Annotated in this window: 10 protein-coding genes; 1 reads left to right on the top strand and 9 read right to left on the bottom strand. The window is 38.8% G+C overall.

Translation table 11 applies throughout. The features are described from left to right. Positions 1 to 102 precede the first annotated feature (102 nt). From LC419_RS09875 to LC419_RS09865, 3 genes are all read right to left on the bottom strand, one after another. On the bottom strand, positions 103 to 2,160 hold the full coding sequence (locus LC419_RS09875; protein ID WP_223607180.1) for a M13 family metallopeptidase: 2,058 nt from the start codon (positions 2,158 to 2,160) through the stop codon (positions 103 to 105). Between the two features lie 69 nt (positions 2,161 to 2,229). Continuing rightward, the gene (locus LC419_RS09870) at positions 2,230 to 5,628 is read right to left on the bottom strand and encodes a polysaccharide deacetylase family protein (RefSeq protein WP_223607179.1); all 3,399 of its coding nucleotides are present in this window, start codon (positions 5,626 to 5,628) and stop codon (positions 2,230 to 2,232) included. Between the two features lie 86 nt (positions 5,629 to 5,714). Then, entirely contained in the window at positions 5,715 to 6,965 is a 1,251-nt protein-coding gene (locus tag LC419_RS09865) for a CinA family nicotinamide mononucleotide deamidase-related protein (protein WP_223607178.1), read from the bottom strand. Positions 6,966 to 7,082: 117 nt separating this feature from the next. On the opposite strand from LC419_RS09865, the gene LC419_RS09860 reads away from it, so the two are divergent. After that, complete coding sequence (locus tag LC419_RS09860) at positions 7,083 to 7,562, top strand: hypothetical protein (protein WP_223607177.1); 480 nt, start codon at positions 7,083 to 7,085, stop codon at positions 7,560 to 7,562. A 187-nt stretch (positions 7,563 to 7,749) separates the two neighbouring features. Here LC419_RS09860 and LC419_RS09855 read toward each other — a convergent pair whose 3' ends face one another. The 6 genes from LC419_RS09855 to LC419_RS09830 form a co-directional block, all read right to left on the bottom strand. Beyond that, a complete protein-coding gene (locus tag LC419_RS09855; RefSeq protein WP_223607176.1) occupies positions 7,750 to 8,289 on the bottom strand; it encodes a lipocalin family protein in 540 nt (179 codons plus the stop codon). A 74-nt stretch (positions 8,290 to 8,363) separates the two neighbouring features. Further along, complete coding sequence (locus tag LC419_RS09850; protein WP_223607175.1) at positions 8,364 to 9,098, bottom strand: LytTR family DNA-binding domain-containing protein; 735 nt, start codon at positions 9,096 to 9,098, stop codon at positions 8,364 to 8,366. Positions 9,099 to 9,138: 40 nt separating this feature from the next. Beyond that, entirely contained in the window at positions 9,139 to 9,858 is a 720-nt protein-coding gene (locus tag LC419_RS09845; RefSeq protein WP_223607174.1) for a hypothetical protein, read from the bottom strand. Between the two features lie 100 nt (positions 9,859 to 9,958). Beyond that, a complete protein-coding gene (locus LC419_RS09840) occupies positions 9,959 to 10,375 on the bottom strand; it encodes a DUF6326 family protein (RefSeq protein ID WP_223607173.1) in 417 nt (138 codons plus the stop codon). A 19-nt stretch (positions 10,376 to 10,394) separates the two neighbouring features. Then, positions 10,395 to 11,102, bottom strand: a complete 708-nt coding sequence (locus LC419_RS09835; protein WP_223607172.1) for a DUF4386 domain-containing protein — start codon at positions 11,100 to 11,102, stop codon at positions 10,395 to 10,397. An 88-nt stretch (positions 11,103 to 11,190) separates the two neighbouring features. Next, on the bottom strand, positions 11,191 to 12,978 hold the full coding sequence (locus LC419_RS09830) for a histidine kinase (protein WP_223607171.1): 1,788 nt from the start codon (positions 12,976 to 12,978) through the stop codon (positions 11,191 to 11,193). Positions 12,979 to 13,171 lie beyond the last annotated feature (193 nt).

Below are 13,171 nucleotides of genomic sequence, written 5' to 3'. Positions count from 1 at the left end.
ATCCCGAACTCAATATCCAGTATCCTAAACCCGCTACCTAACATCTGCCACCTGCCACCTAAAAAAACAAAAACCGCTCATTGCTGAACGGTTTGTTTATTGTTACCAGATTTTAATTCTTTCTTCCGGCGTTTTGTATAGTTTGTCTCCTTTTTTCACATCGAATGCTTTGTAGAAAGCGTCAACGTTAATAAGTGGACCGAAGCTTCTGAAATAACCCGGAGAGTGTGGGTCAGTTTTCACTTGGTTTACCATATATTTTTCACTGGAAAGAGTTCTCCAAACGGTTGCCCAGCTTAGGAAGAATCTCTGATCCTGAGAGAATCCACTGATTTTCCCTGGATTTCCTTTATCTTTTAAGTACATCTGAAGAGCGTCGTAAGCAATGTTTACACCACCTAAATCAGCGATATTTTCACCGTTTGTGAAAGTACCGTTCACGAAAGTTCCTTTTACCGGCTCGTATTTGTCATACTGGGCAGCAAGAGCTTTTGTTGCTTTCTCGAAGTTGGCTTTATCTTCAGGAGTCCACCAGTCTACAAGGTTTCCGTCTGCATCAAACTGAGCACCTGAATCATCAAATCCGTGGCTCATTTCGTGACCGATAACCGCACCGATTCCTCCGAAATTCACGGCAGCATCAGCTTTAGGATTGAAGAAAGGAGGCTGAAGGATGGCAGCAGGGAATACGATTTCGTTGTTTACCGGGTTGTAATAAGCATTTACCGTTTGTGGAGTCATACCCCATTCTGTTTTATCGACAGCTTTCCCGATTTTTGCTAAATCTTTGCTGTACTGCCAAGCTGCTACATTCTGAAGATTCTTGTATAAAGTTCCTCCTTTAGCTTCAGGAAGGATTTCTAATTTTGAATAATCTTTCCATTTGTCCGGATAAGCTACTTTTACTGTAAACTTGTTCAGTTTGGTCATTGCTTTTTCCTTCGTTGTAGAAGACATCCACGCTAAGTTATTGATGTGAACTGCGAAGCTTTTCTTTAAATAATCGATCAATTCCACCATCTGAGCTTTTGCTTCAGCCGGGAAATATTTTTCAACGTATAATTTACCGAAAGCTTCCCCTAAAGAACCGTTGATTAACTCAAAACCTCTTTTGTTCAATGCTCTCTGCTCCTGCTGGCCTCTTAAATATTTACCATAGAAACCGAACCTCATATCACCTAACTTTTCACTTAGGTAAGAAGCGCTTCCGTGAATCATATGGAATTTTAAATAATCCTTGATTACAGGAAGATTCTGCGCATTCACCAATTTATCAAAGTTCTTATAATACCCGATTTCTCCGATGATTACTTTATCTGTATTCACCCCTACTTTTTTAAGATAAGCAGGAATATCCACCCCTTTTACCAATGTTGAAAGCTCAGCCATTGTTCTTGGATTGTACTGAAGCGTGTTGTCACGGCTCTGCTCGTTGGTAAGGTAAGTCTGTGCAATGCTTTTTTCATAGTCTACGATACCTTTTGCAGCTGCATCAGCATTTTTGTAGCCTAATTCTTTAAGCATAGAAGCTACATATTTCTGATATTCAGCAATAGCTTCCGTATTTTTTTCGTTTACTTTCTGATAGTAATCTCTTCCTAACCCCAGAGAAGCATCTCCTAAGTAAACGGCATTCATTTTAGAGTCTTTAAGATCTGCATCTACACCCCATCCGTAAAATGTATTTTCGCCGTCTTTCGTTACAGAGATCAGATAATTCTGAAGGTCAGCAAGATTTTTGATTGCATCAATTTTATTCAGATTGTCCTGAATAGGCTTAATTCCATCTGCATTTCTCTTCTCCATATTCATGTATGAAGCATACAGATCCTGAATTTTTTTACCCTCGCTTCCGTCTGCAAATTTGTCTTTCAGAAGAGAGTTCAAAATAGTCATTGAGTTGTTATCTGTATCTTCAGCTAGTTTATTGAAGCTCCCCCATGTTGGTTTATCGGACGGAATTTTGGCTGTTTTCATCCATGTTCCGCTTACGTAGTTATAAAAATCATCCTGCGGACGTACTGAAGTATCCATAAGGCTAATGTCCAAGCCTTTGTCTGTGCTGTTAACTGCTGTTTTTACGGCTTTTGCCTGTCCGTTCACTGTATTAAGTGAGCAAACACCTGCCAATAAAAACAAAGAAAGCGTTAGTTTTTTCATTATGATAGCAAATTTTAGATGATAAGTCTGTATTTTTTAAGTTTTGTTACGAACAAATTTAAACAAATATTAAGAAGTCACGATCTCTTTTACATTTCCTGTTCTTTTCAAAAATCCCCAGGACTGCATTTCTCCTTTCAATGCTTTTCTTAAACTTCTGAATAATACAACATACATCAGCCATCTGTAGCCGAAACGCTGCGGAATCACATAGAATAAACCGGTCAGTTTTTCCCGCTGCATAATAAATGCGGTAAGCGCCAGAGAAGCATCCACTAAAAGGAAGATCAGGTAATACGTGAATATTTTTCCGCCGTTTCCGGATAAAATTCCAAAAAACATGATCAGATCTGCTAATGGAGAAAAGAACGGAATAATATACTGGAACAGTAAAATATTCGGCATCGCCCAAAGTCCAAGCCCTTTGTATCTAGGATTAAGGAAGGTCTGACGCTGTTTCCAGAACATCTGCATGATTCCGTAGGTCCAGCGGAAACGTTGTTTTAAAAACTGCTTTACACTCTCGGGAGCTTCAGTCACAGCAATGGCTCTGTTTTCATTGGCCACTGTATATCCTGCTCTCAAAATTTTCACAGTAATATCACAGTCTTCAGCCAACGTATCGGTAGAATACCCTCCTGCTTCGATGATCACAGATTTTTTAAATGCCCCGATTGCCCCGGGAATTACTGTTACAGCATTAATATAAGCATACGCCAGCCTGTCAAAATTCTGACTCGTTGTATATTCTATGGACTGCCATCTGGTGAGCCAGTTCACGGTATTTCCTACTTTCACATTACCCGCTACAGCAGCAATCTTTTCTTCAGGATCTGAATTTAAAAATCTTGCAATCAAATATTTTACAGCATTGTGTTCAAGTTGAGTATCTGCATCAATACACACAACAAATTCTGCATCAGTCTGAGAAATTCCGAAGTTCAGTGCAGTCGCTTTTCCACCATTTGATTTTGTGAAAATTTTCAGTTTCGGGTGGTTGGGAAATGCTTCACTGGCTTTTTTATAAGTTGAATCCTTACTTCCGTCATCCACCATAATGATATCGAAGTTGGGATAGCTCTGTTTTAATAAATTATTCAGGGAAGAAATAATATTCACTTCTTCATTATAAGCTGGAACAATGATGGATACTTTCGGGTAGGTTTCCAAAACCGGAAGCTCACCCAATAGTTTTTCTTTTTTCCTTTCTTTAAAAGCCCAGTACATCATCAGTATTAATCTAATCAGTCCTAGCCCGATAAATATCGTGAAAAGCGCCACCAGAAAATGACTGATTCCATAAATCACAGTTGCCAGTACCAGATTGAGCTGCATGATATAATAGGATCTCGTTTTCGGAACTTCCGGCATCAGCACGCTTTTGCTTTTGTGCAGAATACTGGCAAGATTCGTAAAATGATAACCTTGTTTCTGAAGAGTCGGGATCAATATTTTGAGAGCTTTCACCGTTTCTTCTCTGGTATCTCCGCCTGCATCATGCAGAAGGATAATATTTCCCCGTTGCAGCTTGATGCCTGCCATAACACGCTTTATAATTTCATCAGATTTAATACCCGGCTGCCAGTCTTCCGGGTCAATACTTTCTCCGATGTCGAGATAATTTTGCTGTCTTGCCAGTGCTACCGGAATAATTTCCTCTGAAGTCGTCGGCTCGGAATCCGCGTTGTAAGGAGCTCTGAAGAGAATCGTACTGTGGCCTGTGATACATTCTATCAGCAGTCTTGTCAGTTTCATTTCCATTAATGCTCTTTCGGGACTTACTTTGGCTACATTTTCATGCGTAAACGTATGGTTTCCGATCTCGTGACCTTCCCGGTAAATTCTTTTCACCAGCGGAAGGTTTCTTTCAGCGTTCAATCCAACAAGAAAGAATGCAGCCGGAACGTGATATTTAGAAAGAATATCTAAAATCTGAGGCGTATAGGTTTCATCCGGACCGTCATCAAATGTCAGTACGAGCTCTTTCTGTGGGGCTTCACCATATTTTTTCACTTCATAAGAACTTGGATAGGTGATGTAATTCTCATCCGTAATTATTTTTTCTTTGGGATCTATTTCTAAAGCTATTTTTCCGTCATGAGGTGTATTCAAAACATCCAGAACTTCGCCGTCTCCTATGTAATCGACCATCGTTTGCCCTTTTACATTCTCCAACATTTTTAAATTAAGTTTGGACATACCGGCAGTTGTCATATCCTTATCATAGAAATTCCAGATTCTGCTGTCTTCGCTTCCAAGTCTCCACACCGCAGTTCCAGCCAGCGGATATTCAGAAGAAAAACGCATGGTATTAAAAATGGAGGCTGCGTCGTTGAAGAATACTGTGTGGGTATTTTTTTTGGAATCCGTGTAGGAGTAATTTAAATTGAATGTATTGTCATCATAATTAATGACCGCTTTACTCGCACTGGCCTTTGTAATAGCCTGCATATAAGTAACGGAGGTATTATCTTCTTTGTTGGTGCTCCAGTCGTAGCCGTATGCTCCCAAACCCAGAATGATTTTTTCAGGACTTGTTTTTTTGAGGATCTTTTCAGTCTGTGCTTCTATCCACTTTTGTGAGGAAACCGGTCCTGCATCGCTATCTACAGCATATTCATCATACGCCATCAGGATAAAGTAATCTACATAAGGATTTAGTTTCTGGATATTGTAATCGTCATTATCCGTCATGATATCCATGGTCACCAGCAGTTTATTCTGTTTGAATGTGTCTGACAGCTCCTTCATAAATTCAATCAGGTATTCATCAGAATCCAGGTTCATATCTTCAAAGTCAATATTGATGCCTTTAAAATGAAATTTCTGACACTGCTGCGTAAGCTTTTGAATTAGTTTTGTTCTTCTCTGTGGATCTTTTAAAACCTTTCCAAGTCCTTCGGAACGGAACTCGCGGTCGGAATTATTACTTAAAATCGGCATCGCAGCCACTCCGGTTCTTTTGATGATTTTATAGCCTTCCGGATCTATATTGGTCTTTAAATCTCCTGTTTTGGGATCGAGGAAAAACCATTCCGGGAAAACGAGGTTGATGTGTCTGATATTTCTTTTCAGAGACATCAGCGACTGCGGATCCCAGGCTACATAGAATGCTGAACGGATTCCGCCCGGAAAAAGAGACCAGTTTCTGTTTTGATTTTTAAGTCTTTCTGCTCTTGCCTGCTGAATTTTTGCAAGACTGGTATGCATGGTTTTTTCAGAGATGAAATTCCTGAAACCTTTGTATTCTTTGGATATTTTATTTTCCTGAAGATAAGGCTTACTGGCTGTGATAACGGCTTTATAATCCTCTTTGAAAGGAATTTTCGGACTTTTTTCCAGCTTCATCATCAGCCCTAGAGCCAAGATGAGTAATACGGCCACGAAAATAAAGATACGACTTCCCCACTGTACACTTCTCCAGCGTTTTTTATTGTCAGTCTGAAAAATCTGTTTTGAGTTTTCCACGTAATGAAATTTATAGTCTAGATCTCAAAAAGCGTGAAAAACTCAATCAATTTTATTAAAATAAAATTAAAAAAAACAACTGATTTTTAAGGGTTTATAAGCAGCCCTACCAGATCCTGAATAATCTTCTGGGAAACAAAATTCATGAAATCAAGCCGGTCTAAATGAGGCATGTATAATTTTGAAGTAACTTCCTGCTCATTAATCCGAATCGTGTAAAAAACGGTTCCTATTTCTTTGCCATCCTCACCTTTTCCCGGACCTGCAACTCCTGTCGTAGAAAGGGAAATATCCGTTCCAAATAGTTTCTGACAACCTTTCGCCATTTCACTGGCTACCTGCTCACTTACCACAGTAAACTGATCCAAAGTCTCTTTGGAAACCTTTAAAATCTCAATTTTCTTCTCCGTAGCATAAGGTACAATTCCTCCCAGAAAATATTTAGAACTTCCGGAAGTGGAGGTAATCATTTTTGCCAGTTCACCGCCAGTACAGCTTTCTGCCGTGGAAATCGTCAGCTTTCTTTCCGTAAGTATTTCGGCCAGGATCTTTTCAATTTTATCTTCGGTAACTGCAATCACATGATCTTTAACCAAAGGAAGAAGTTTCTGGATCTCCTCTTCAGCCTGCTGTTTCAGTTCAGGTTCATTATCTCCTGAAGCGGTCAGTCTCAGTTTGACACGTGTTCCTACCGGAAGATAAGACAATGCCAGATTCTCCGGAAGGGCCAGTTCCCAGTCTTCAATAGTGTCCGCAAGAATACTCTCGGGAATTCCCACTACGGAAACAATTCTGGTATGGATATAATACAAGTTGAATTTTTCTTTTAAATAAGGAACAATCTGATCTCTGATCAATGGTTTTACTTCATAAGGAACGCCCGGAAGACTGAAACATAATTTACCGTCCTGCTCCATCATCATGCATGGTGCCGTTCCAAAATGATTCTGAAAAACAACGGATTTTGTTGGAACAAAGGCCTGTTCTCTGTTTCTCTCAAGGATGTCGAGACGGCCACGTCTTTCCATATAATTTTTAAGATGGTTAAAAGTCACCTCATCCAGAGCAATTTCATCATTGAAATAGTCAGCCAGTGCTTTTTTAGTTTTATCATCCCTTGTCGGGCCTAAACCTCCGGTCGTTATAATCAGATCACCCAGCTCAAAAGCAACTTTTAAAGTGTTTTTGATGATATCGATCTCATCTGATATGGTGAAGATCTGTGTCACCTGTATGCCGATGTTTTTAAGTTCCGTGGCAATAAAATTAGAATTGGTATCAACGGTATTTCCGGAAAGGATTTCATCCCCGATAGTAATCAGAACAGCTTTTTCCATATATAAATTCTTGAAAGAAAATGTCCTGCAAATGACGTAAAAATCTACGGCTGCGACAACATAAAATGATTTTTTCTATCTTTGGCTGATACTGTTTAAAACTATAATTATTCGGCGATGGCAAAATATGATGATGCTTCCTGGCACTATGGCGGAGAATATCCGGAAAATTTACCCAATGAAAATGCAGCGACCCATATCGGTATGTTTCTGACATGGTGTATCAACAACAGTTTATTATCAGAAGAATTGGAAGAAGACGCTAAAGATGAGATCCAAAGCGTAAAAAGACGCGAGATGACCGGAGCAGAATTTCTGATCGATCTGTGCGATGAAAAGTTCAGTTCATCTGATCTCAATGATCTGGGCAATGGTTTCGCAAAGGCCTATTACAATGATGATACAGCTTTTGGAAAAAAATTCAATTCATTTGGAGATGATTATTCAGAAACTTTCGACCGGAAAGCGGAAGAAAACGACTTCGAGTACGAAACTTTCTACCACGTAGAAGACACCTACGAAAACTATGATCTGATAAAACCGGTGATTGATCAGCGTTTTGAGGAGTGGAGGGAGTTTGAGGGTCAGAATGTCTGAGGGTTTGAGTGTCTGAGAGTTTGAGCGTTTTAAAGTAATTTCGGGTTACGGGTTGCGAGTTTCGGGGGTGCGTGCTATTGAATAAGCGACAAATATCTGGTGGCTGAGGCGCCCGAAGCCACCAGTAGTAATGTCTGATATCTGAGGTCTGATATCTGGCATCTGGCATCTGATATCTTGGCCTTTCCTAATTATGCTTCACCCAGATCAATTCATCCGTATTATATCCTATTTTTCTCGCTTTTTCGATGAAACGCAGTCTGATGCTTTCAGGAATAGAAGTTGTTCTGGACAGTATCCACAGGTATTTTAAACTGCTTCCGGCTACCAGCGCGTATTGGTAATTTTCATCGATATCAATGACATTATAGCCTGCCCAGATTGGTTTAAAAAAGGAAACTTTAAGACGTGCTTCGGTTTTATCTTTTACAAACCTGGCTTCTCCTATGGCTTCTTTCCATTCTTTTTTAACGTAATTATAACCTTTGTTGCTGACACGGATGGAACCGTCCGGGTTTTCAGAATATTCGGCGGTGACATTGTCCATGTTTTTCTCAAATCTGTAGTCGAAACGGGCAATTTCATACCATCTTCCGAGGTATTTTTTAGCATTAAAATTACTGATTGCTACTGCCCCTTTTGGAATTCCCGCAGAACAGGAATGATAAATAATCAGTCCTAGAACACCTAAAGTAACCGGAACAGCAATTTTCTGAAGAGTTTTCATAATGGGAATATTTTGTGTGATTGCCCTGAAAACTTCAAAAATAATGCCTTTAAGCTGTTAATGAACAATAAATTCTAGGAAAAGACCTTCAGAAAATTATCTTTAAAACTGCCTGAAACCTCAATTTCCGTATCATCGGAAAGCATTACCGTTCCGCTTTTGTGGTAAGATTTTACAAATCCTGCATTGATGATATGCGACCGGTGAACTCTTACAAAAGGGTTTTCCAGCAGATCATCGAAATGTTTCAGGAAGCGGCAGACCATTTTTTTCGAACCGTCTGTGAGATATACCTGTGTAAAGTTTCCGTCTGCCTGCAGTCTTAGGATATCTTCCGTTTTTACGACATCAAATCCCTGAAGTGTAGGCAGGATCAGCTGCTGTTTTTCTGGTTTCAGTTTTAAATTTTCTAGGAGAATTTTATTACGGTTGAGCTCTTCTTTCTTTTCAAGGCTTTCCGCTACTTTGTTTACAGCTAAAATCAGTTCCTGGATATCAATCGGTTTTAAAATATAATAACTGGCCGATTTATTAAGCGCCTGCAGTGAATATTGAGAAAACGCTGTGATAAAGATGGTTTCATACGAAAATTCTTTGGTAGCTTCCAACACGTCAAAGGCGTTTCCGAAAGGCATTTCCACATCCAGAAAGACGAGCTGCGGCTGCTTTTCAGCAATCAGCGGAACGGCTTCTTTGATATTTTCCGCCTCGCCCACAATTTCTATCTGTGGACAGTATTTTGTGATATAATTTCTGAGAACTTCTCTTGCAATGAGCTCATCGTCTACGATTACGGATTGTATTTTCATTTTGTAAGGGATTAGGGATTAGGTAGCTGATGATAGGGATTTATTGGTATTTTCCGTTTTTAAATTTTAAGATGCGGTAGGAGGTTTTTGAGGTTTCGTTTTCTTTGCAGTCTCCGTTTACTTCTTTGGTTTTTCTGTGAATTGAAATGGTTTTGATTTTAAGATCAGTGAAATGATTCGTTTTCGTTTTATCCATTATAATCACGGAATGATCTTCATCAGCTTCTCCGGTACATCGGGTATCCCATTCTGCGCCGTACCTGTTTAATTCAAATTCATTTAAAACCTTCTTAAGGGTTTGGCCTGCCGGATAATACAGGGAAATTGTTTCTGTAGAATAAGGATTGGGCTGGCTGCCATTCTGAGCACTCACTTTTATCCCAAAAGCACGGATTCCGTTACTGATAGTGTACAGGCCAGTATCTATCGTTATACTTCTCAGCATGATGGCATCAGAAGTGATTTCGGTCGGATCAAAATATTGATTCTTGATTTCGCCATTTTCATTGGTGATGACAATATAATTCCGGACCACGAAAAAGTCATCCTCTTCTTTGCCCTGAATAACAGGCAGAACAGCGATATAAGAATCTTCCTCATTCGGCATTTTCTTTTCGGTACAGAATTCCTCTTTGATGGTGGTTTTATCGAGCTTTAAGCTTTTTACCACCTTATCAAACCGGTTGCTATTAATCTCCTGTCCGTGTAAAATTCCTGCCCATAAAGACATCAGTATTCCTGTAAATAAATGCTTGTTCATTTTTCAATATAGTCCGTAAAATATCCGGCATTCAAGTAAAAGTAAAAAATATTTAGCTTACAGTGCAATTTTGAATCATAAAACTCAAACACTCCCCTTTCTAAAGTCTTTTCCATTTCCACGCATGCCACACAATCAGCATCGTAATCAAACTTTCCAATAGGGCTAAGAAAACATAAAATGCCCGCCATACACTAAGAGAAGTAACCGCTATAAGCAACATCACTGCAGTAAAAAATATACCTAAAACGATATTTAATGTTCTATTGATCCCCGGTTTTAAAATTAGTGACAGAAACACCATTATGGCAGGAAGTGACAGTAAAACAGCAGCCATAAACAGCTTTAAAGGAGTATTCAGTAAGTTTGTTCCTTCTACAAGTCCTTTAGCTTTATCAGGAACATAAAGTTCAAAATAGTCGCCATAAAGATAACATAATGTAACGGCAGCCCAAAGGCCTGAAAGTATGACCTTAACATTTATTTTGACATCTTCAAATGGTGTGGAATTATTCATGATTATTTGTATTTAAAAATTAATCTACGTCTACAGTTTCTCTGGTTTTGTTATTCACTCCAAAAATTAATAGCCATAAACAAATCCCAATTTCTCCAATAGAAGCAGGAAGTGTTATATATTCCGATACTGAATAGTCTGAAAAATGAGGAATGGCAGTTCTTCCAAATACATTGAGCAGATATCCTAAACAACCCAACATCAAGAAAATGCCTAAAATTTTTGGTAAAAAGCCGGATTGATAAACGAGATAGCCGAAGGGAAACAACCAAAGCCCCCAAAATATCTGAACGATTAAGATTCCTTTGTTATAAGAGTTTAACAGAAACATAACCTGAGATTGAAGTTGTTCTGCATTAAATGCTTTTAAATAATCGGCTCCCTCAATAATGGTGAGAACTGAAAATTTACTCTGCAAATTGATAAATGAAACAGGAACACTGATCAACGCCAAAATAACCATCAGCTTTGCATAGGTTCCGTTAACGTTTTTCAACAATTTATATAAAACCAGAGGGAGTAAGGTAAATGCAATATAGCAAAGCATACTGCCGGCGATACCTAATCTGAATAATTGTACAGAGGAAGAAATATTTTGAAAAGTAAGCTTAGAATCTTTCCACACCATAAGCTGTGAAGGCACATACATTAAACTGAAAAAACCAGTTAGTATGACCATAAGATATATAAATCCTGCGAACCGGGCTGTTTTGTTTTCAATAGTCATCTGTTTAGTTTTTAACTAATAAGACGGAACTATTGACAAATTGTTACAATAAAAACAGAGCTAACCAATTAAAAATCAAACAAGTCTTTTAAACATTGATATTTTTATAACTTATTTGAACCAAAACCCCGGGTTCTTCTTTTTTATCCGTGACTTTACATTGAATATCCTGATGATACAGGTCATTCAGCAGCTTGATTCTTTCCAGGGTATTTTTCATACCTCGCCCTTCCCTTGTCTTCTGGTGATGGGTCTTTTGCTTTTTGCTTTCTTCGATACCAATTCCGTTGTCTTCGATCGTGATTTTCAAATGTTGGTCTTCTTTTTCAAAGCTCAGTTTCAAAAATCCTTTGTCGCTTCTATAGCGCAATCCGTGCCATACCGCATTTTCAAGGAACGGCTGAACAAGCATTCCGGGAACTTTCAGACTCTGCATATTCAGGCTTTCGTCTACATCAATTCCGAAATCAAATTTATCTGCAAAACGTGTTTTCTCCAAGGCAAGATAATTCTGAAGCAGGTCCAGTTCCTGTTGAAAGGGAATGAAATCTTCAGCGGAGTTTTCCATCACGCCGCGCATCAATTTTGAGAATTTCGTTAAATACTGATTGGCTTCCAGTTCGTTATTCGTCGAGATAAAATGATTGACACTGTTTAAGCTGTTAAAGATAAAATGCGGATTCATTTCTCGGCGCAGCGACTGTAGAGCGATTTTTTTATTTTTAATCTGAACTTTCTTCAGCATTCTGAAAATAAAGATAATCAGTCCGGTTAGTACAACCAAAGCCCCGATCAGATAGTAATTGAAAACATTCTTCTTACGGATAAGCTGATCTTTCAACTCTTTTTCTTTTTCAAGCTGAGAAATTCTCTGCTCGGTATCTTCCAGTATTTTATTATCAACCAAGCTTCGGTCTTTGGACACAATATCCGGGAGCTTCCCAAGGAAATCGCGGTACAGCGAAACTGAGGCAGCCGTATTTCCAGTTATACTATACAGGCTGTCCAGTCTTTTTACGCTTTTCTGGGCTTCCAGGGTATGTCCTTTTTCCAGAGCGATTCCGTAGGCATTTTTTAATAATACCACGGCTTCTTCCGGATCATTTTTCTTAATATAAATATCAGCCAGTTCCTGGATCTGGTTGACTTTTTCCTGAGAATTTTCTTTGACAAAATCTTCTTTCAGGACTTTCTTTTTGGCTTCAATGGCTTTGTCAAAATTCCTGTTTTCCACATAGAAATTGGTCAGTTTCTGATTGATCTCCAATGCCTGCTGAGGCGCCTCTTTTTTGGAAATGGCATAAGCACTGTTAAGGTTTTCTTCCGCTCTGGGAATATCTTTCTGCTGTATATTCACGTCTGCCATCTGACTGTAACTTGCTGCCAGATCACCTTTGTCTTTTGTTTTAAGGCCTATATTGATATTATCCTGAATCGCCTCTACTTTCTGTTCAGCGCTGGGAGAAGAAAGTCTTGCAGCATCATTGGTATTGACGGCTCTGTTTTTTTCGCTATAACTTATCTCAGCTGCCCTGTTGTAATTACTTATAGCCGGTGTTATTTTGTTCTGCTTTTCCTGCGACTGGGCAATTTTCCTAGTGACAGATTCCAGATTTTTTTTATCGTTAAGGTTTTTATAAATGGTTCTGGCTTTCACCAGAAACTCTTCACTTTTGGCGTAATTTCCCTGGTTGTAATAATCGTTGGCAATGCCTACATAAGTATCAGCCACGCCTTTATTGTCATTATTGTCCACTGCTTTTTTCAGTCTTACAGCAGATTTATAGGCTTGGGTAACCCGTGTAGAATCCTGTGCTGGACAGAAATTTCCTGCAGCAAGAATGAAGATAAAAAGTATTTTAAAAATTAATTTCACGGATTTCAGATCTTTAATGCAAAGTAAGTAAAACTTTATGTATCCTTTTCTATTCTTTACCAAGTCAAAACTTCAACTCACCAAGTCTGCTCCTTCAAAGAATCAATCTTTTCATTTTTTTAACGGCTCCAAAATAATATACCACAGAAGCGTGAGTCTTTCTTTATATTTGTAGGACGATTTTATACTAAAA

The organism is Chryseobacterium sp. OSA05B, assembly GCF_019970065.1.
Lineage (GTDB): Bacteria > Bacteroidota > Bacteroidia > Flavobacteriales > Weeksellaceae > Chryseobacterium.
Note: the sequence above shows the minus strand (reverse complement) of the source record. Positions and strands in the feature narration are given on the sequence as shown.